A 21,591-nucleotide genomic window follows, 5' to 3' on the forward strand; every position below is an offset into this window, starting at 1 on the left:
CCACGACTTTGTGCAACAAGGCGGGTAATTCGTCACAAAGGTGGTGACGGCTGCGCCCAGTTCCTATAATGGCCGACGCAAAGGATTGCCTTTTTCAGTGATATACCCCGCCGTTTTCGTTTTCAGCATGGACACCGCGATTTCATGAAGTATCTCAGAACGCTCTTATTCTCTGCCGTGTGGCTAGTGATCTCACTGGGCGCCGCAGCAGCCTTGGGTGTCGTTGGTGCCGCCCTCTATTTTGCGCCCGGTCTTCCCGATGTCCGCCAGCTGCAGGACTTCGAGCTGCAGACCCCGCTGCGCATCTACACCAGGGACAACCAGCTGATTGGCGAATTCGGCGAGGAACGCCGCATGCCCGTCGATTTCGATGAGATCCCCGAGCCCATGCTGCAGGCCCTGATGGCCGCTGAGGACGCGGCGTTCTTTGAACACCCGGGGGTGGATCCGAAAGGGCTGGCGCGGGCCGTCAAGCAGCTGATCACCAGCGGCGGCACGCCCCAGTCCGGGGGTTCGACCATCACCATGCAGGTAGCGAGAAACTATCTGCTGACGTTGGACCGCACCTTTACCCGCAAGCTGCGTGAAATCCTGCTGTCGCTGCAGATGGAACAGATTCTGTCCAAGCAGGAAATCATGGAGCTGTACGTCAACAAGATCTTCCTGGGCCACCGCGCCTACGGCATTGCCGCTGCGGCAGAGGTCTATTATGACAAGCCGCTGGACGAACTGACCCTGGCCGAAAGCGCCATGATTGCCGGGCTGCCCAAGGCGCCTTCGTCCTTCAACCCGCTGGCCAATGCCGAACGCGCTCTGATTCGCCGCAACTGGATCCTGTTCCGCATGCGCGAGCTCGGGTATATCGACCAGGCAGCCTACGACGACGCCGTCCAGGCCCCGATCACGGCTAGCCGTCACGTCGCCCGTGCCGAAGTTCAGGCCGATTATGTCGCGGAGATGGCGCGCCAGTTTGCCACCGAACGTTTCGGTGACGAGGCCTATACCGGCAGCTATCGCATCACCACGACCATCGACAGCGAGCTGCAGCCCATGGCGCGCCAGGCGCTGGCCAATGGCCTGATCGCCTACGATACCCGCCACGGCTGGCGGGGCCCGGAAGACACCGATATCCCGCAAAGTCTGGCAGAAGCGCAGGACCAGACCGAGCGCACTGGCCTGGAAGAAGAGCTGTCTGGCTCACCCGAGGTGATGGAGACCGCTCGTCGTGCCGCAGAACGCAGTCAGACAACGGTCGAAGGCATCGATGGCGACGTCAGCAACTGGCTGCAAGTGCTCGAGCGCACCCCCTCCTTCGGCCCCCTGGAGCCCGCCATTGTGGTGGCGACCGATGGCCGTGAAATGAAGGTTCTTACCCACGACAGCCAGCTGATCACCCTGGACTGGGCGGGCCTTGAGTGGGCAGCACCTTACAAGAGCGCTCGCTATCGTGGGGCCAAGCCCACGGCAGCCTCCCAGATCGCCAGTCGCGGTGATCTCGTGCGCATTCTGCAGCGCGAAGACGACAGCTGGCGACTCTCCCAGCAGCCCGATGCGGAAGGCTCGCTGGTGGTGATGGATCCCAAGACCGGTGCGATTCTGGCCCTGCAGGCGGGCTTTGACTTCGATGCCAGCAAGTTCAACCGCGCCATTCAGGCACGTCGCCAGGCGGGCTCGATCTTCAAGCCGTTTATCTACCTGGCAGGCCTCAACAGCGGCGATGTGACCCCCGCCACCGTGATCAACGACGCCCCCGTCGTGCTCAACGATGGCAGCAACGAACTGTGGCGCCCATCGAACTCCAGCGGCGACTTCCTTGGCCCGACCCGTCTGCGCACTGGTCTGGCACGATCGCGCAACCTGGTTACCATCCGCCTGCTGCAAAGCATTGGCCTTGATCGCACCATCGATTTTCTGGTCGACTTCGGCTTCTCCCGAGAGCGTCTGCCTAACGGTCTGTCGCTGGCTCTGGGTAGCGCCAGCCTGACGCCACTGGAGATGACCAATGCCTACGCCGTGCTCGCCAACGGCGGTTTCCGCGTCACTCCCTGGTTTATCGAAAAGATTACCCAGGGTGAGCAACAGACGCTGGTGGAAGAGGCAAGCCCGCGGGTGGCATGCCGTGAGTGCGAGGAAGGACAAAGCACCACCGAGATCGACGGCAAGACCTATGAAGTCGCTCCGCGGGTGGCCAATGCCCGCGCGGTCTACCTGCTGCGTGACATGTTGCGTGACGTGGTCGAACGCGGCACCGCTCGTCGCGCGCTCTCCCTTGAGCGCAGCGATATCGTCGGCAAGACCGGTACCACCAACGATCAGCGCGACGCCTGGTTCGCGGGCTTCAACGGCGACTACGCCACCACCGTATGGGTCGGCAAGGACGACAACACTCCCACGGCGGAGTACGGCGCCCAGGCCGCACTGCCGATCTGGGTCGACTTCATGGGCCAGGCGCTGGCGGGCAAGCCGGAGAACATTCCGCCGCAGCCGCCAGGTATCGTGACGGCCCGCGTAGACGCCAACACCGGCCGGTTACTCGGCGACAACCAGGGCGGTGGCATCGAGGAAATCTTCGACGAAGATCACATGCCCAGTGTCCAGCCCCGTCGCGTGGAAAGCGCCGTGGAGCGTCACAGCGGCTCCCAGGGCACTGGCGCCTACGAAGCTATCTTCTAGCCTCATCCCGCAAGTCGCTTCTCCCCCGCCCGGGGGAGAAGCAAGACTGCCGCCATGGCGGCATCCTGATCTCTTCCCCTAGCCTTATCCAGGTGACCACCACATGGTGCTTTCCCGCTTACGCACGCTGGCAGCCACACTGTGCTTCTTTGGGCTTTTTGTGCCGATATCGCCATCCCTGGCCGATTCCTTCTACGCCCCTGCGGCGCCGAACGACGACGCCCCCGACTTTATCGGGCATGTCGAATTTGGCTATACCCGCCTCTCCGGCAATACCAACACCGAGACCGTGCTGGGCAAGACCCAGCTGACCTGGCTCAACGGCGCCTGGCTATCGCGCTTTCGGGCCGAAGCCCGCCATGCCAGCGAGGACAGTGAAACCAGCGCCGAACGCTACATGACCTCGTTTCGTCAGCGCCGCGAGCTGGTGGGTCCTCACTATCTGTTTGCCTTTGGTCGCTGGGAGAAGGACCGTTTCAGCGGCTACGATCATCAGTTCACCGCCATTACCGGTTACGGCCGGCAGATCCTCGACTCTCCCCGTGCCCATCTTGAGCTTGAGGCAGGCCCAGGCTATCGCGCAGACATCCTGCCCGACGAGGACGATCAGCGCCTGGCCGTCGCCTACGGCGCCATGGAAGCCGGCTACATCCTGAGCGCCAGCGCCAGTCTTGAACAGGAACTCTCGGTCGAGACCACGCGCAAGAACTCGACGCTACGCTCTTACACCGCACTCGATACCCGGATCAATGCGCACATGTCGCTGCGACTGTCGCATGAGATAAAGCACAACTCGGATCCACCCGAAGACGCCGAAGCACGGACGGATCGAATTACGTCAGCCTCATTACGCTACGAGTTCTAAGACGACGTCAGCCTGGATCAGCGCCCGTGCCAGCGTTGGTGAACCAGCCGCTCTCGATACACCAAGCACTGCGCTCCCTGATCGAGCCCGCCCATACAAAAAAGCCCATACAAAAAAGCCCTCCAGTGGAGGGCTTTTTCATTACCGCATGACCAGAGAGCCACGCTTGAGACGGCGCTCAGCTGCCGTAGACGTCGTCGATGGTCTTCAGCGGATAGTGCGAAGGATAGGGCTTGCGTGCCACCCCTGAGTCGACAGCCGCCTGGGCGACGGCGGAGGTCACTCGCTCCAGCAGGCGCACATCCACCGGGGTCGGAATGATGTATTCCCGGCCAAAGCTCATGGCGTCACGCTCGTAGGCATCCAGCACCGCCTGAGGAACAGGCTCGCGAGCAAGGTCCTTGAGCGCATGGACCGCCGCTACCTTCATCTCCTCGTTGATGCGAGTTGCACGCACATCCAGCGCGCCACGGAAGATGAACGGGAAACCCAGCACATTATTGACCTGGTTGGGGTAGTCAGACCGCCCCGTCGCCATGATGACGTCCGGGCGGGTTTCCCGGGCCAGATCGGGATGAATCTCGGGGTCCGGGTTGGTGCAGGCAAAGACGATGGGATCCTTGGCCATTTTGCGGATATGGTCGGCCGTCATCAGGCCGGGGCCGGACAGGCCGATAAAGACATCCGCGCCATCGATGGCGTCGTCCAGGGTGCGCTTGTCGGTATCTACCGCAAACATCGCCTTGTGCTGATTCAGGTCTTCCCGCCCGCTATGGATGACTCCCTTGCGGTCGAGCATCACCAGGTTGGCGGGATTCGCACCACAAGCCACCAGCAGCTTCATGCAGGCAATCGCAGCAGCACCAGCCCCCATGCAGACGATCCGCGCCTGCTCAAGCGACTTGCCGGCGATGTCGAGCGCATTCAGCATGCCCGCCGCCGTCACGATGGCGGTGCCGTGCTGGTCATCATGGAAGACCGGGATCTTGCAGCGCTCAACCAGGGCTTGCTCGATCTCGAAGCACTCCGGCGCCTTGATGTCCTCGAGATTAATGCCACCCCAACTGTCGGCAATGCGCGCCACCGTGTCGATGAACGCCTGCGGACTCTCGGCATCGACCTCGATATCGACCGAGTTGATGCCGGCAAAGCACTTGAACAGCACCCCCTTGCCTTCCATGACCGGCTTGCTGGCCAGCGGACCGAGGTTGCCAAGGCCAAGGATGGCGGTGCCATCGGAAATCACCGCGACGGTGTTGCCCTTGCCGGTATAGCGATAGGCATTCTCCGGGTCCCGAGCGATTTCGCGCACGGGCTCCGCCACGCCAGGACTATAGGCAAGCGCCAGGTCCTTGGCGGTGGCCGTCGGTTTGGTCAGCTCGACCGACAGTTTGCCGGGAATGGGAAGTGCGTGATAGTCCAGCGCAGCCTGCTTCTTTGCGTCTGTCATGCTTGGTGTCCGGATATCCTTGTGGAACGTGGCCACACAATATAGAAAAATATTCCATTTCTCAACATTGGCACCAAAAGCGATATTTACACGCTCGTTTGAAGATGTTCGCTGACAATGTCGACAACTTTTGCTGCATTGCACCAACGTCTAACAAAGCGCTGAATCCATCAGCCGAGCGACGCAAGCGTCCTTAGAAGACTAGACCTCAGCGACATCTTACGCATTGATGCGCCGCAACAGCGATACCCAGAAACGTGGTGCGATGCGTCCTCCAGATACAACAAACCCGCCAATGCTGGCGGGTTTGTGACGGGCAAAGCCCGAGCGTCATCATGACATTGCGCCGTCGCCTGACGACGGCGCCCATCAGACGATCAACGCTTGAGTGCAGCACCAAAGCGCTTGTTGAAGCGCTCGACGCGGCCACCGGTGGTAGCCTGCTTCTGCTTGCCAGTGTAGAAGGGGTGGCACTGAGAGCAGACGTCCAGGTGCAGGTCGTGACCGACAGTGGAGCCGACTTCGAAGCTGGCGCCGCAGGAGCAAGTCGCGTTGACCGTCTTGTAATCCGGGTGGATACCTTGTTTCATCGTGAACCTCACTTTTCGGTATGCCGCCACCTGATCCATTGCCAGGCACCGCATACGGGTAATGGCACGGCCATCGTGCATGCTGTGACGCACCACCGTGCCGGCCGGTGAACCGCCTGCCTGTTACAGGCGGCGGAGCATTCTAGCAGACTTCATTGTGGAGGCCAATTGCCTGACACCCCTGCCCCGCGCGTACTGCGCATTGCTATTCCCTCACCTCTGCGCAGACTGTTCGACTACCGTCCTGGCGGCCCAGTTCCGCCCGACGGCTGGCAGGAGGGCCTGCGCGTGCGCGTCGAATTCGGTCGTCGGCAGGTGGTGGGCGTCATCGTGGCCTGCGCCGATGACAGCGACTTCCCACTGGACAAGCTGAAGCCCATTCAGAGCTGTATCGACAGCACGCCGCTACCGGCGGACTGGCTTTGGCTGTGCCGGTTCACCGCACGCTACTATCAACATGCGCTGGGCGACACCCTGGCACATGCCATGCCGGTGCTCCTCCGCCAGGGGCGACCACTGCAGGCCCGCACCCGTGAGCGCTGGATGATCAATGCCAACGCCGACCGCTCGCGACTGGGACGCGCGCCTCGCCAGGCCGCACTACTCGAGATGCTGGGCCAGCATCCTCACGGCCTGACGACCCAGGTGGTCCTGGCACAGTCCTTCAGCCGAGACCAGCTGGGCTCCCTGGAAGCCAAGGGACTGATCATCCGCCATGAGGAAGCGCTCGCCGCGGCCCCCACGGACGACACCAAGGGCCTGCTCGCCAGCCCCGCCCTCAGCCTGAACGACGAACAGGCGAAAGCGCTCAATCGGTTGCACCAGGGCCTGGATCGCTTTCACCCGTGTCTGCTGCACGGTGTCACGGGAAGCGGCAAGACCGAGGTCTACCTGCAGCTGATCGAGGCCGTCGCGGCCAAAGGTCGCCAGACCTTGGTGCTGATTCCGGAAATCGGGCTTACCCCCCAGACCCTGGGACGCTTCCGCCAGCGCTTTCGTGTGCCCGTCGTCGCGCTACACTCCGGTCTGACCGACCATGAACGCCTGGATGCCTGGGAAGCCGCTGCCAGCGGCAGAGCGCTGATCGTCATCGGCACCCGCTCGGCCATCTTTACGCCGCTGGCGAGGCCAGGCCTGATCATCGTCGATGAAGAGCACGACGGCTCCTTCAAGCAGCAGGACGGACTGCGCTACCACGCGCGAGACCTGGCGGTGGTGCGCGCCAAGCGCGACCAGACCCCGCTGCTATTGGGTAGCGCAACCCCCTCATTGGAAAGCCTGCATCGCGCGTTGACAGGGGACTACGCCCACCTGCGGCTGACCCAGCGAGCCACCCGCCACGCTCCCGCTCGCCTGGAGCTTGTCGACCTGAAGGGGCGCACTCGCCGCGGAGGCCTGATTCCACCGGTTATCGACGCCATCAAGGCCACTCTGAGCGCCGGACATCAGGTCCTTGTGTTCATCAATCGCCGCGGCTTTGCACCCACCCTGTCCTGCCATGCTTGCGGCTGGATGGCGGACTGCGATCATTGCGATGCTCGCATGACGTGGCATCGCCAGCCTCCCATGTTGGCCTGCCACCACTGCGACCGCCGGCGAGTCCTTCCCGACGCCTGCCCAGAGTGTGGCAGTGCTGACCTGCGTCCGCTGGGCAGCGGCACCGAGCGCACCGAGGAAAGCCTGGCCGAGAGTTTTCCCGACGTTCCCGTGCATCGTATCGACCGTGACAGTACCCGTACCAAGGATGCCCTGGAGAAGATGCTGACTGAGGTGCGCCGTGGCGAGCCGGCCATCCTGGTGGGCACTCAGATGCTCGCCAAGGGACACCATCTGCCTCATGTCACTCTAGTGGTCGTGGTCAATGCCGACGCAGGTCTCTATGCCAGCGACTTTCGTGCCCTCGAGCATTCCGCTCAGCTGCTCGAGCAGGTGGCCGGCCGCGCCGGGCGCGCGGCCCACCCGGGCAGGGTGCTGGTACAGACCATGCACCCGGACGACCCGAACCTCCGCTTGCTGGCAGACCGGGGCTATGACGCTCTGGCCCAGACACTGCTGGATGAGCGACGCATCGCCGCCCTTCCTCCCTACCGTTTCATGGCCCTGCTGCGCATGGAGGGGCCTCGAGAAGAGGCACTGACCACCCTGGCACGAGAGCTCGCCCGCGAATTGCGCGATCACATCAAGCAACAGGCGCTCGAACTCGACTGCCTCGGCCCAGTGCCCGCCCCCATGGAGCGGCGACAGAACCGCTACCACTTGCAGCTGGCGCTGATGTCTGACAAGCGCAGTCAGCTGCACCCTGCCCTGGCGTGGCTGGCACAGCGGCTGGAGGCCTGGCCCGACGCCCGACGCGTTCGCTGGTCGATCGATGTCGACCCTCAGAGCCTGAGCTGATCCGGAATTTCCATGAGCAGACGTCCGGCCTTTAAAGGCTGGACGCAATCATCGATAATGCACGGTCTGCCTGCCGACTGGCGCCCTGATCGCCGCGCTCGGCCACCGTGCCACAGGACATAGACGCCTCATGAAAGACACTATCGTTGCGCTGCTGGATGCCGCCCTTGCCGAGCTCAAGCAGCAGGAAGTCATTCCCCAGGAACTCGCCCCCACCTACAAGGTCGATCCGACCAAGGACAAGGCTCACGGTGACTACGCCACCAACCTCGCCTTGATGCTGGCCAAGCCCGCCAAGTCAGCCCCGCGCCAGATAGCGGAAAAACTGGTGGCCGCTCTCCCGCAAAGCGATGCTGTCGCCAAGGTCGACATCGCGGGCCCAGGCTTCATCAACTTCTTCGCCGCCACGGATGCCGCTGCCCAGGTCGTGCGCCACGTGCTGGATGCTGGCGATACGTTCGGCCGCAGCCTGACAGGCCAGGGAGAGAAGGTGCAGGTGGAATTTGTCTCGGCCAACCCGACCGGCCCGCTGCACGTGGGACATGGCCGTGGCGCTGCCGTCGGCGACTGCCTGTGTCGCCTGCTTGAGGCCACCGGCTACGACGTCACCCGCGAGTTCTACTACAACGATGCAGGCGCTCAGATCAGCAACCTGGCGCTGTCCGTCCAGGCCCGCGCCAAGGGTCTCGGGCCAGACGACGCAGGATGGCCGGAGGACGGCTACCGCGGCGACTATATCACCGACGTGGCCAACGCCTACCTGGCCGGTGACACCGTCCATGCCGACGATCGCCATGTGACCGGCAAGGGCGACCCCGATGACCTTGAGGCCATCCGCGACTTCGCCGTGGCCTATCTGCGCCGGGAGCAGGACCTCGACCTGCGTGCCTTCGGCGTCAGCTTCGACGTGTACTTCCTGGAGTCCTCGCTGTATGAAGACGGCAAGGTCGAGGAAACCGCACGCCGCCTGGCAGAGAATGGTCACACCTATGAGCAGGAAGGCGCTCAGTGGCTGCGCACCACGGACTTTGGCGATGACAAGGACCGGGTAATGCGCAAGAGCGAGGGCGGCTACACATACTTCCTGCCGGATGTGGCGTACCACCTCGACAAGTGGCAACGGGGCTTCACCACCGTCGTCAATGAGCAGGGGGCCGACCACCACTCCACCGTGACCCGGGTACGCGCAGGGCTGCAAGCCCTTGACGTGGGTATTCCCAAGGGCTGGCCCGACTACGTGCTGCACCAGATGGTGCTGGTGACCCGTTCAGGGGTCGAGGTCAAGCTGTCCAAGCGCGCGGGAAGCTATGTCACCCTGCGTGACCTGATCGATGAGGTCGGGCGAGATGCCACCCGTTTCTTCCTCGCTGCCAGGCGGGCAGACTCCCAGCTGACCTTCGACATTGATCTGGCGCGCTCCCAGTCCAATGACAACCCGGTCTACTACGTGCAGTACGCCCACGCCCGCGTCTGCAGCGTGCTGCGCAAGGCCGAGAGCGAAGGCCTGGCCTTCGACCACGCCACGGGCATGGCCAATCTGGGCCTGCTCGAAGCGGATCAGGAAAAGGCGCTGCTCAATCGACTGGCCCGCTACCCCGAGGTGGTCGAACACGCCGCCAAGGCTCGCGAGCCCCAGCAGATCGCCCAGTATCTGCAGGACCTCGCTGCCGATTTCCACAGCTGCTACAACGCCTGCAAGGTCATGGTCGAGGACGCTGCCTTGCGCAATGCCCGCCTGGCACTGGGCCTTGCTGCGCGCCAAGTGCTGCGTAATGGGCTTGACCTGATGGGCGTCGGCGCGCCGGAGGAGATGTAAGCCATGGCCACTCGCAAGGCGCCGCCCCGCAAGCGGGGAGCCACCAGCAGCCAGAAGCGCAAACAGCCCTCCACGCGCGGCCGCGGCGGCATTCCCGGCTGGCTGTGGGCGGCCGTCGGCCTGGCGGCTGGCTTTCTTCTGGCACACCACCAGAACGGCACCGCGCCATGGCAGGATCCGCGATCGCCGATCGCTGCGGTACTGCCCAAGCCATCGAGCAATGATGGTCAGGGCGGTGGAACAAGTAGTACTTCCACCAGCGGCGGACAAGGTCAGAGCAGCGACAGCGAACCGCCCATGCCGACCTTCGAGTTCTACACCCTGCTCCCCGAGTCAGAGGTCATTGCGTCAGACGAGGAAGTGCCCGAGTCCACGGCTCGTCGACCGGAAGCGGCAACGTCCAGTGATGATGCCATCTCGGACGATGACCCCATTGCCGCCGTGATCGCCGCCAACTCCCGCGAGGACACATCGGCGAGCACGCCCTCCGAGACGCCCCGCAGCGCCGAACGCCGCTACATGCTGCAGGCAGCGTCATTTCGTGAAGTGGGCGATGCACGTCAACTGGCTGGCCGGCTTAAGGACTTCGGCTTGCTGGCCAAGATCAGTGAGGTCGAGGCCACCGGCGGGGCGACATGGCACCGGGTGCAGGTCGGTCCTTACAGCGACCGCAACGAGCTGGCACGCGCCCAGGACCTGATGAGCACCCAAGGTATCGAACCCTTGCTGATTCAACTGCAGAATTGATGCCTTACCCCGTCACTTGACGACGCCTTGCTGACACCTCAAGGCCCGCTTCCTGCCCCCAGGAGCGGGCCTTGTTGTTTACGACAGCCATCTTCATCCTGCCGGCTTCGACCTCTCCATAGAGGCTTGTTCCGTTTGCCCGTCACGCCATCGCTCTTTTGGAACCGCCTCCCGCAGCACCGTACTGGCCATCATCACCGCGTCTTCCGTCTTCTCTCTTGGCTACCTGTCAAGTTAATGATCGTTGAGCGGGAGCCGTCATATCACCCTGTACCATTTTGACACGCTCCCCCTAGTACCGAAGTGCATGCAGCGCTGACCTAGCTCAACAGACATGCATGAAAAACAACACACTTGCATAAACAATACTCTTAAACGTCATCCAATGAGCTGATCAAGATAAATATCATCCTTCTTACATTACCCAAACACGCAGTAATTAGATTACCCACCTGCCCATGCAGCCAGTATAACCACTTTGTCCTTATCACTAGCATGGTTTTCGCCAGCGCATGCCCATTTGATGGGGTTACGCCTACAACCCTGAAACTGCACAACAATGGCGAGTTCTGTCATTGAGCGTCGGCACATTTTCCTCTACTAACAGGTGGATAGTGATGGCTGAAAGCAACGTTGAAACAGTGAACACAACCGCGTTCCTTGATGAAGATGGACTGACAGGCGGCAATGCTGGTGGAATCAATGACCTCCCCGGCACGGATATCACCACCCTGGGATTGATCAGTTTTTCCTACAAGAATGGAACCCCTGCCAGCAGCTCGCCTTTTACCTGGAACACCACAGGCATTCAGGCAATCACGTCCAGTGGCTCCGCCGTGACGTATTCAGTGTCAGGTGACGGTCTGACCCTGACAGCCGCCGACGAAGGTGGCGAAAAAGTCTTCGAACTTGTTATGCAAGACACCTCTTCGGGTCTGTTTGAGGCGACACTTTTCAAGTCAGCCGACCATGGCATTCCCACGGCGGAAGACGATCTGCTGTTGCAGGTTGGCTTCACCCTGACCGACAGTGCCGGCGCCACCTCGAACGATATGATCGCTGTCTTTATTGACGATGATTCGCCTGCCATCACTTACCAAGATGGCAGCGAAATCGAAGTTTCCACCACGCACACCGGCAACTGGACGCTCAGCGGCGGTGCCGACGGTCTGGAAGATGCCAGCGTCAAGGTGCCTGGCGACAGCACCAGCTATGCACTCGATACCGCCATTCAGCTGGACAATGGCGTGCTGACCATCAAGAGCGACGGCACATGGACCTTCACCATCGACAGGGACGTCATCGAGGATGACCCTAAACTCAGCTTCACCGTAACGGCCAGCGATACCGACGGTGACGTCACCAGCCGCACCTTCAATACGACGGTGAAACTCAAGGCTGTCCCCGTCACGCCCGAGACGGACGATGATCCCGCGACCACGTCGCCGACGGCTACCGTAGACGAAGATGGTCTAGAAGGTGGGGGCGAAGGAGGCATCGGCGATGTGCCTGGAAGATCTACCACGGCACGGGGCGAACTCGGCTACAGCTTTGGTGCCAACGAGCCCGCAGCGGGGAATGGGGCCTTTTCCTGGCACCTGGAGGATATGCCAGCCCTGACGTCCGGGGGCGAACCTCTCAACTACACCTTGAGTCCCAACGGACGGGTCATTCAGGGCAAGACGGCCGATGGAGACACGGTCATCGCTCTGCAGCTCAACGATCTGCAGCAAGGGAGCTATACCCTCTTCATTCAGCAGGGGCTGGATCACGCTGACGCGACCAAGGAGGACAATATCGAGTTCTCCGTCGGCTTCACCATCACCGATGCCGAAGGCCTGAGCGCAGATGGCAAGCTGAACCTCGTCGTCAATGATGACTCCCCCGCGCCGACCGAGGACACAGCCTCTACTGACAGCGCCACGGCGGTGACGGTAGACGTACTTGGCAACGACCTTCTCGGTGGCGACGGGGGCACGCTGACCCAAGTGAGCGTTCAGGGCGGCGCCGCTACCGGTACCGCCGCGATCAACGCCGACGGTACCGTAACCTTTACGCCTAACGTCACCTTCGCAGGAGACGCCGTCATCACCTATACCCTCATGGATAGAGACGGTGATCAGGCCAATGGGGAGCTAACAGTCGGCGTCGACCGGGCCGGTAACATAGGGCCGACGACACCAGGAGGCGATGGTGACCCTCTGACTGAAAATCCGATAACGGTAGTGGACGAGGAAGGTTTATCCGGCGGTGTGCAGGGCGGTGACTTCGATGCGCCAACCACCGAGAGCGAACGCTTCAGCAAGCTCGGATATGACTTCGGTATATACGGGGCAGCGGACAACGGCGCCTTTCGCTGGAGTCTCAGCGACAGCAACCTCCCCAAGCTCACCACCTCTGGCGAAGCCATCATCTTTCGCTTGAGCGGCGACGGGCACTCGCTGGTCGGCAGCACTGATGCAGGCGACGAAATTGTCATCATCCAACTGACGGATGTTGCTACCGGCACGTACAAGGTGGCCATCACCAAACCACTGGACCACCAGAACCCTAACGCCGAGGATGACCTCCGACTGTTGGTTGGCTATACGGTGACCGACAAACAGGGACTGACAGCCGACGGCGCGGTTCGGATCTTTATCGACGACGACTCTCCACTGGTACAGGACGATCAGGCCAGCACTGATAACCTGACCCCCGTCACGGTGGATGTCCTTGCCAACGACCAGGCCGGCGCTGACGGTGCGGGCAGCGTATCCGCGACCGTCACGGGCGGCAATAGCGTAGGGACCGTTGTCGTTAATGCCGACAACACCCTAACATTCACTGCCGCTCAGGGTTTTGCTGGCAAGGCCATCGTCGACTACACCTTCACCGATGGTGATGGTGATATCGCCCATGGCACGTTAAAAGTGAATGTAACTCAGGCATCTACCGGCCCGATTACCCCCGAGACCGATGACGATCCCGCTTCCAGCGCCCCTCGCGCAGTTGTGGATGACGAAGGCCTAGCCGGCGGCGTGCAAGGCGGCATTAAAGATGCAGCGACCACCGACACAGAACGTTTCGGCTCATTGGGATACGACTTTGGCAGCAATGGGGCTGCGGACACCGGAGCCTTCCGCTGGAATACGAGCAACCTTCCACGACTGACTACTGGCGGTCAAGCCGTCACTTTTGACTTGAGTGACAACGGGCAATCACTGGTCGGCAGTACCAGCTCTGGCGAAGCGGTCATTTTCATCCAGCTGACGGACCTGACTGACGGCACGTACAGGGTGGCCATCAGCAAGCCGCTTGACCACAAAAGGTCTGGTATCGAAGACGATATTCTGCTGAGAGTCGGCTATACCGTCACAGATAAGCAGGGGCTGACCGCGGACGGCGTACTGGACATCATCATTGATGATGACTCGCCGGTGGTACAGGACGACCAGGCCAGCACTGACAACGAGACTCCTGTCGTGGTGGATGTCTTGGCTAACGATCAGGCTGGTGCCGATGGCGAGGGCAGCCTATCCGCGACCGTTGTGGGCGGAAATAGCGTAGGCACTGTTACGGTCAACGACGACAACACCCTGACCTTTACTGCCGCACAGGACTTTACTGGGCAAGCCATTGTCGACTACACCTTCAGCGACGGTGATGGCGATACTGCCCAAGGCAAGCTCAAGGTGGACGTCACTCAGGCTGCCACCGGACCGACCACCCCCGAATCCGATGGTGATCCCTCATCAGACACCCCTCTTGCGGTAGTGGACGAAGACGGTTTGCTTGGTGGTAACGAAGGCGGTTCGGGCGACGTTGCAGGCACCGTTATCGAGACGACGGGGCTATTGAACTATGACTTTGGCTCTCGTGGCCCGGCGGGACCCCGTGAAGCCTTCACCTGGGACGCAGGTACACTGCCTCAGCTGACCTCAGGAGGCAGCCAGATAAGCTTCTACCTGAACGGCAACGGGCGCTCTCTGGTCGGCTTTGACGAGAATGACAACAGGGTCATTACCGTACAGTTGACCGACCTGGCGTCAGGAAGCTACCGAGTGGTGCTTAATAAGCCGCTGGATCACACCGACCCGACGGAAGAGGACGACATCGAGCTGGCGTTGGGCTATACCATTACTGACAGTGCAGGGGCCGAGGCATCTGGCACCTTGAACATTCAGGTCAATGACGACTCACCCACGTCAAGAAATGACAGCGTAGAGGCCGAGAACAACTCGCCTGTGACGCTTGACGTGCTGGCAAACAATGCGCTGGGCGCCGACGGCGGCCACATCAGCAAAGTGAGCGTCGCCGGTGGCGCCGACGTTGGTACCGTCTCGATCAACCCTGACGGCACCTTGACCTTCATCCATGCTCCCGGATTCGAAGGCACGGCTACAATCTCCTACACCCTCGTGGACGGTGACGGCGATACCGCCAGCGGTTCGGTCAAGGTCAATATCGTGGATAACGGCATTGCCCCCACGACCCCTGAGACCGATGGTGATCCTGCCACCACCTCACCCGTTACCACCGTCGATGAGGACGGCCTGGCAGGTGGCCTTGCCGGCGGCAACGGCGATGTGTCCGGCGAGACCGTGAAGACGACGGGATCTCTGGGCTATACCTTCGGCGAGGATGGTCCGGCCAGCACCGGCGCCTTCACCTGGCAGACGGCGGGTCTGCCGTCGCTGACTTCTGGCGGCGATGCCATCACCTTTAACGTCAGTGCCAACGGCACCGTATTGACGGGCAGCAAGGCCGATGGCACGCCGGTACTGACGGTCAAGGTCACCGACCTTGCCTCCGGCAGCTACGAGGTGGTCCTCAGCGATGTGCTTGATCATCCTATGATCAACATCGAGGATTCCATCTCCCTGAACCTCGGCTATGCGCTGAAAGATGGTGATGGCGATGTTGTCTCCGGCAAGTTGACCGTCAACATCAACGACGACATGCCGGAAGTGTTCATGACGGACCCGGCCTTCCTGGAAGATGGCGCGTCCGGCGCTATCAACTTTGCCACCCATGCGGGTGCCGATGGTGCCGATAGCGTGGTGTTCTATGAAGCCATCGATGGCACCGCAGCGCTGGACAGCGCTGGCAACGCTCTGGTCTACCTTGGAAAGCCCCTGACCTACGCACTGAGCGACGATGGCAAGATGCTGTCAGCGGTTACCGCTGATGGCGACGTCGCCTTCTCAGTGGCCCTGTCGGACGATGGGACCAGCTATTCTGTGATGGCCAGCGATGCCTTTACTACGGGTGAGACCAGTGACCTCGTGGTATCAACGGGTACCGCTGCCGGGGATAACAGCTTCATCGGCTACAACGTGGCAGACGCAGAGCCCGGCAACGATGTGCTGATCAGCTCCAAGGGCCAGACCATCGTTCGTGAGGGCAGTGCCTATGGGGTCGGTGATGCCAAGATCAGCGCTGGTGAGGTCATCCGCGTCGACTTCCTCAACAATGCGGTCATCAGCAAGAGTCAGGTATCCTGGGATAGCCATCAGTCCATCAGCCGCTACCAGCAGACGCTGCATGTCGATGGCAAGTCCAGCTCGAAGGCGTCGCTCTCGGTCTCCGCATTTGCCTTTGATGCCGATGGCGGCGCCGGCAGCACGGTACCTGCCCTGGGCAGTGGCACCCCCGTCGACCTCTCGGTCAGCGACATCTCGGTGTTCGATGCCGTGGGTGTCGAGGTCACCTCGGAAATCACCCTGACCGATACCGGCAACAGCATCACCGTGGCCGGCATCCAGGACGGATGGCGTATCGAACTCGAGAGCAGCCAGCCCTTCCAGGCGGTGGAAATCACTGGCCAGGCGGGCAATGACCTTAGCCTCGGCGGCATGGAATATCGCTCAGGTGGTGAAGGTGGCAGCCTCGATGTCACCTACGAGCTGACCGGTACCGATGGGGATGGCGACTACGCCGAAGGCCACCTGACCCTCGAGACCCGCGAGGAAGACAGCGTGCAGGCCGGTGGTGACGGCGATGACACTATCACCGCAGGCCACGGCGACGATGTCATCATCGGCGACGATGGCGGCAGCGCAACCATCATCGAGAACGGCAAGGACTACAACCTGGCTCTGGTGCTCGACTTCTCGGTGAGTACTGCGGCGTATACCGACATACCGAAAGACGGCTACCCCGGGTACTTCAAGACGCGTATCGAGATCTTGAGGGAGGCGGTCACCGAATTCGTCAATGGCCTCAAGGATCATGTTGGCGTCATCAACATGAACGTGGTCATCTTCAACGATCACGCCTACACCATGGAGTACAAGGACGTCGTCGGCAACAACCTGTTCCAGTCCATCATCGACCGTGTCAACGGCTGGGGCCCGGGTGGTTACACCAACACCGAAGACGCGTTCCGCAAGACAGAGACCTGGTTCAAGCAAGTCAGTACTGACGACGTGGAAAACCAGACCATCTTCTACACCGACGGTACGCCTCAGTTCTACATGGCGGGCGTGAACAACGACGCCAAGGTGTGGACGGCCAACACCACCCAGGTCACGATGCAGGAGACGGTAGATGCCTTCAACGACCTGACGCAGTACACCGATGTGCACGCGGTGGGCTGGGATGAAACGCCCAAGACCCGCACGATTCTGCCCGACGATACCAACGTCTCGCAGATCACCCAGTACTTCGACAACACCAACGTGGTCGGGGAATCTACCGTCATTCTGGATGACGGCACCGAATTCACCGGCACCATTGGCGAGGCGGAGATTGTCGACACCCAGTTCGAGCTCAACCTGGCCTTGGCCACCGGCTCCAAGGAAACTGGATACAACGGTCTTGGCAACGACACCCTGGATGGCGGCGGCGGCAACGACATCATCTTTGGTGATACCACCAACAGTGACGAGTTGAGCTGGACCAATGGCGACACGGGAGCAAGCTTCGCTGCTGGCACCCATGACGGCATGGGCCTGAGAGGGGTATTCGAGTTCCTGACGTGGTCTCCGGAGCACGGTGATGGTGAAGCACCGACCAATGCCCAGCTCAGCGACTACGTTCGCGACAACTACGAATCGCTGCTGGAAACCACTCGTACCCAGGGCGGTGACGACACCCTGAGGGGCGGTGCCGGCGATGACATCCTGATCGGCGGTGGCGGTGCAGACACCTTTGTCTTCACTCTCGCTGACGCAGGCGTCGAGGGCTCGCCCGCGACGGACACCATTGTCGACTTCCACACCGGTGTCTATGGCGCTAGTTCCAGTGCCGACAAGCTGGATCTGTCGGATCTGCTGGAAGATGCATCAGAGGCGTCGCTGTCTGACTACCTGCTGGCAGAACAGCAAGGGGCCGACACCGTGCTGCACATCGACGCAGGTGGCAACATCAGCGCCGACGGCAGCAACGCCAGCCAGGTCATCGTGCTGTCCGACGTCAGCATGTCGGGCTCCAGCGATGACTTCCTCAAGGGTCTGTTGGAGAACCACCAGCTCGATATCGAGTAAGGCTTGCATTGAGCCCCTATCGATACCCGCAGTAGCAAGGAAGCAGTTGATGTAAAAGGAAGAAACAGCACCCGGCCTCGGCCGGGTGCTGTCGTTTACGGGCCCGGAGCGATGAATGCAGCGTCAGCCATGGCCAACGACAGTCTTCATGGCTACGCCACGAACGTATTCTGCCCCACCGCCAGCGCGATGCCCGCTGTGCCCGGTTGAAATCTCGGCATGGTGCCCACACCTCCCAGACTATCGTCTTCAACGAGGGATCCTTCCCTCGAAAGTCACAGGAAACCCGAGGCCGGTCGAATGCCGGGGTTTCCTCAAGGAGAATGCTCCATGACCACGATTGTTTCCGTTCGCCGCGGCGACCAGGTGGCGCTGGCTGGTGACGGCCAGGTGTCACTGGGCAACACGGTAATGAAGGGCAACGCCAGCAAGGTGCGGCGGCTCTATCATGGCCAGGTGCTGGCAGGCTTTGCCGGCGGTACCGCGGATGCCTTCACCCTGTTTGAACGCTTCGAAGCCCAGCTCGAGAAGTATCAGGGCAACCTGGTCAAGGCAGCGGTGGAGCTGGCCAAGGACTGGCGCACCGATCGCGCTCTACGTCGTCTTGAAGCCCTGCTGGCGGTCGCCGACAAGAAGGCCTCGTTGATCATTACCGGCAATGGCGACGTGGTCGAGCCCGAGCGCGGCATTATCGCGATTGGCTCCGGCGGCAACTTTGCCCTGTCCGCCGCCCGCGCACTGCTGGAAAACACCGAGCTGTCGCCCCGCGAGATCACCGAGAAGTCGCTGGAAATCGCCGGTGACATCTGCGTGTACACCAATCACCACGTGACCCTGGAAGAGCTTTGATCATGACCCAGATGACACCCCGCGAAATTGTCCACGCGCTGGATCAGTACATCGTCGGTCAACAGGATGCCAAGCGCTCCGTGGCCATCGCCCTGCGCAACCGCTGGCGTCGCATGCAGCTCGACGGTGAGCTGCGCCAGGAAGTCACGCCGAAGAACATTCTGATGATCGGCCCCACCGGTGTCGGCAAGACCGAGATTGCTCGACGCCTGGCCAAGCTGGCCAAGGCACCGTTCATCAAGGTCGAGGCCACCAAGTTTACCGAGGTGGGCTACGTCGGGCGCGACGTCGAGTCGATCATCCGCGACCTCACCGAAGCGGCCATCAAGCTGGTCCGTGAACAGGCAAAGGAAGAGGTCGGCCACCGCGCCGAGGACGCCGCCGAGGATCGCATCCTCGACGCCCTGCTGCCGCCGCCGCGGGGCCAGGAAGACGAACCGCGTCAAGACTCGTCCACCCGCCAGATGTTCCGCAAGAAGCTGCGCGAGGGTCAGCTCGACGACAAGGAAATCGAGATTCAGGTGTGTCCCCAGGCCCCCAATCTGGAATTCCAGACGCCGCCGGGCATGGAAGAGATGACCAACCAGCTCCAGAGCCTGTTCTCCGGCATGGGCAAGGGCAAGACCGAGACCCGCAAGGTCACGGTCAAGGAAGCCTTCTCCATCCTGCGCGACGAAGAGGCCGGCAAGCTGGTCAACGAGGACGACATCAAATCCCGCGCCGTGGAGGCGGTGGAGCAGAACGGTATCGTCTTCCTCGACGAAATCGACAAGGTGGCCAAAGGCAGCGGACAGTCCAGCGGCGGGGAGGTCTCCCGCGAGGGCGTTCAGCGCGACCTGCTGCCGCTGATCGAGGGCTCCACCGTGTCGACCAAGTACGGCATGGTGAAGACCGACCACATCCTGTTCATCGCCTCAGGGGCCTTCCACCTGTCGCGTCCGTCAGACCTGATTCCGGAGCTGCAGGGTCGTCTGCCTATCCGCGTCGAGCTGTCGGCGCTGACGCCGGAGGACTTCAAGCGCATTCTGACCGAGCCGTCCGCCGCCCTGACCCGTCAGTACGAGGCGCTGCTGGCCACCGATGGCCTGGAAGTGCAGTTCACCGACGACGGCATCGAGCGCATCGCCGAGATCGCCTATAACGTCAATGAAGGCACCGAGAACATTGGGGCTCGCCGTCTTCACACCGTGATGGAACGACTGCTGGAAGAAGCTTCCTTCAAGGGCTCCGACATTGGCAGCCCGCTGGTCATCGACCGCGCCTACGTCGACTCTCAGCTGGGTGAGCTGGCGATGGACGAGGACCTGAGCCGGTATATTCTGTAATACCCTGCCATGCCCGACGAGGCTTGAGCATCACTCCCACGGGCCGCCGCGCATCGCGCCGCGGCCCGTGTCGTGATGGTAGGCTGTCATGACCATCCCTGATGATCAGCTTCAACCACAAGGGCAGCAGCAAGCGCAAGATCGGCATATCACTCCGTGGAGATCGACATGACATCCCCTACCCCTACCCTGGTGCACTATCACAGGAAAGCGCGAGAGCTGGAGATTGGCTATGCCGATGGCTCTCGACACCGCCTGCCGGTGGAATACCTGAGGGTGTTCTCGCCGTCTGCCGAGGTTCGCGGCCACGGCGCCGATACCGCCACCCTGCAGGTAGGCAAGAAGGATGTAGGTCTTGCCGATATTCGCCAGGCCGGACGTTACGCGCTCAAGCTTCACTTCGATGACGGCCATGACAGTGGGCTCTACAGCTGGGACTACCTGGCCTGGTTGATCCGCGAGCGCGACGCCAACTGGGCCGACTACCTCGAACGCCTCGAAGCCGCTGGCGCCAGCCGCGAGCCGCTGGGTATCGAGATCCGTCAGCTGTAGCAGCACTCGTCTTTCCGAGGCCAGGCCACGGTCAAAGACAAGCCCGGCCCGCAAGGCTACAATGGCCGTTTTCTAGGCCCATCTCGCGACAGCTCACGACTCGGGAGTCCCATGGATAAGCGCACTACCCACTTTGGTTTTCAGGACGTGCCGGTCGACGAAAAGGCGTCACGCGTCGCCGATGTCTTCCACAGCGTGGCAGCCCGTTATGACGTCATGAACGACCTGATGTCCTTCGGTATCCATCGTCTGTGGAAGCGCCTCACTATCGAGCGCTCCGGTGTTCGCCCAGGCCACAGCGTGCTTGATATTGCCGGTGGAACGGGGGATCTGGCGCTCAAGTTCTCGCGTATGGTGGGCCCTCGCGGCAAGGTCGTTCTGGCCGACATCAACGCATCGATGCTGGGAGTGGGCCGTGACAAGCTGCTCGACCGCGGCGTCGGTGGCAACGTCGAGTACGTTCAGGCCAACGCGGAATGCTTGCCCTTTCCCGACAATACCTTCGACTGCATCACCATCGCCTTTGGCCTGCGCAACGTTACCGACAAGGATGCCGCGCTGGCGTCGATGGCGCGCATCCTGAAGCCTGGGGGCCGTCTGCTGGTGCTTGAGTTTTCCAAGCCCGGCAACCCCCTGCTGACCCGAGCCTACGACGAGTACTCATTTCGCCTGTTGCCGAAGATGGGCGAAATGGTGGCGGGTGATGCCGACAGCTATCGTTACCTGGCCGAATCGATTCGCATGCATCCTGACCAGGAGACACTGAAGGGCATGATGGAAACGGCCGGCCTCGAGCGTGTTGAATACACCAATCTCACCGGTGGTATCGTCGCCCTGCACCGCGGCATCAAGCTTTGAGGA

General features: G+C 61.6%; 12 protein-coding genes. 10 read left to right on the top strand and 2 right to left on the bottom strand.

All coding sequences use genetic code 11. From position 1 onward, the window contains the following. Positions 1-144: 144 nt before the first annotated feature. The gene (locus tag JF545_RS05990) at positions 145-2,673 is read left to right on the top strand and encodes a penicillin-binding protein 1A (protein WP_206940230.1); all 2,529 of its coding nucleotides are present in this window, start codon (positions 145-147) and stop codon (positions 2,671-2,673) included. Between the two features lie 103 nt (positions 2,674-2,776). Then, entirely contained in the window at positions 2,777-3,538 is a 762-nt protein-coding gene (locus JF545_RS05995; RefSeq protein WP_206940232.1) for a DUF481 domain-containing protein, read from the top strand. Positions 3,539-3,716: 178 nt separating this feature from the next. On the opposite strand, the gene JF545_RS06000 is transcribed toward JF545_RS05995, so the two are convergent. After that, the gene (locus tag JF545_RS06000; RefSeq protein ID WP_206940233.1) at positions 3,717-4,988 is read right to left on the bottom strand and encodes a malic enzyme-like NAD(P)-binding protein; all 1,272 of its coding nucleotides are present in this window, start codon (positions 4,986-4,988) and stop codon (positions 3,717-3,719) included. A 377-nt stretch (positions 4,989-5,365) separates the two neighbouring features. Next, entirely contained in the window at positions 5,366-5,578 is a 213-nt protein-coding gene (gene rpmE / locus JF545_RS06005) for a 50S ribosomal protein L31 (RefSeq protein WP_206940235.1), read from the bottom strand. A 168-nt stretch (positions 5,579-5,746) separates the two neighbouring features. On the opposite strand from rpmE, the gene JF545_RS06010 reads away from it, so the two are divergent. From JF545_RS06010 to ubiE, 8 genes are all read left to right on the top strand, one after another. After that, a complete protein-coding gene (locus tag JF545_RS06010; protein ID WP_206940237.1) occupies positions 5,747-7,972 on the top strand; it encodes a primosomal protein N' in 2,226 nt (741 codons plus the stop codon). Positions 7,973-8,102: 130 nt separating this feature from the next. Next, positions 8,103-9,788 carry an arginine--tRNA ligase gene (argS, locus tag JF545_RS06015; RefSeq protein WP_206940239.1) on the top strand — a complete coding sequence of 562 codons (1,686 nt, stop codon included), beginning with the start codon at positions 8,103-8,105 and terminating at the stop codon, positions 9,786-9,788. A 3-nt stretch (positions 9,789-9,791) separates the two neighbouring features. Next, positions 9,792-10,535, top strand: coding sequence for an SPOR domain-containing protein (locus tag JF545_RS06020; RefSeq protein WP_206940241.1), 744 nt, complete (start codon positions 9,792-9,794; stop codon positions 10,533-10,535). A gap of 641 nt (positions 10,536-11,176) precedes the next feature. Further along, positions 11,177-18,004, top strand: a complete 6,828-nt coding sequence (locus JF545_RS06025) for an Ig-like domain-containing protein (protein ID WP_206940243.1) — start codon at positions 11,177-11,179, stop codon at positions 18,002-18,004. Positions 18,005-18,334: 330 nt separating this feature from the next. Beyond that, positions 18,335-18,853, top strand: coding sequence for an ATP-dependent protease subunit HslV (hslV, locus tag JF545_RS06030; protein ID WP_206940245.1), 519 nt, complete (start codon positions 18,335-18,337; stop codon positions 18,851-18,853). A 2-nt stretch (positions 18,854-18,855) separates the two neighbouring features. After that, on the top strand, positions 18,856-20,178 hold the full coding sequence (hslU, locus tag JF545_RS06035) for an ATP-dependent protease ATPase subunit HslU (RefSeq protein ID WP_206940247.1): 1,323 nt from the start codon (positions 18,856-18,858) through the stop codon (positions 20,176-20,178). 168 nt (positions 20,179-20,346) lie between these two features. Continuing rightward, positions 20,347-20,730, top strand: a complete 384-nt coding sequence (locus JF545_RS06040; protein WP_206940249.1) for a gamma-butyrobetaine hydroxylase-like domain-containing protein — start codon at positions 20,347-20,349, stop codon at positions 20,728-20,730. A gap of 111 nt (positions 20,731-20,841) precedes the next feature. Further along, positions 20,842-21,588 carry a bifunctional demethylmenaquinone methyltransferase/2-methoxy-6-polyprenyl-1,4-benzoquinol methylase UbiE gene (ubiE, locus tag JF545_RS06045; RefSeq protein WP_206940250.1) on the top strand — a complete coding sequence of 249 codons (747 nt, stop codon included), beginning with the start codon at positions 20,842-20,844 and terminating at the stop codon, positions 21,586-21,588. The last annotated feature ends 3 nt before the right edge of the window (positions 21,589-21,591 follow it).

The organism is Halomonas litopenaei (assembly GCF_017303055.1).
GTDB lineage: Bacteria > Pseudomonadota > Gammaproteobacteria > Pseudomonadales > Halomonadaceae > Halomonas > Halomonas litopenaei_A.

Coding starts and splice junctions, on each gene's coding strand:
- JF545_RS05990 (WP_206940230.1), top strand. CDS start 145: ATGAAGTATCTCAGAACGCTCTTATTCTCTGCCGTGTGGCTAGTGATC.
- JF545_RS05995 (WP_206940232.1), top strand. CDS start 2,777: ATGGTGCTTTCCCGCTTACGCACGCTGGCAGCCACACTGTGCTTCTTT.
- JF545_RS06000 (WP_206940233.1), bottom strand. CDS start 4,988: ATGACAGACGCAAAGAAGCAGGCTGCGCTGGACTATCACGCACTTCCC.
- rpmE (WP_206940235.1), bottom strand. CDS start 5,578: ATGAAACAAGGTATCCACCCGGATTACAAGACGGTCAACGCGACTTGC.
- argS (WP_206940239.1), top strand. CDS start 8,103: ATGAAAGACACTATCGTTGCGCTGCTGGATGCCGCCCTTGCCGAGCTC.
- JF545_RS06020 (WP_206940241.1), top strand. CDS start 9,792: ATGGCCACTCGCAAGGCGCCGCCCCGCAAGCGGGGAGCCACCAGCAGC.
- hslV (WP_206940245.1), top strand. CDS start 18,335: ATGACCACGATTGTTTCCGTTCGCCGCGGCGACCAGGTGGCGCTGGCT.
- hslU (WP_206940247.1), top strand. CDS start 18,856: ATGACCCAGATGACACCCCGCGAAATTGTCCACGCGCTGGATCAGTAC.
- JF545_RS06040 (WP_206940249.1), top strand. CDS start 20,347: ATGACATCCCCTACCCCTACCCTGGTGCACTATCACAGGAAAGCGCGA.
- ubiE (WP_206940250.1), top strand. CDS start 20,842: ATGGATAAGCGCACTACCCACTTTGGTTTTCAGGACGTGCCGGTCGAC.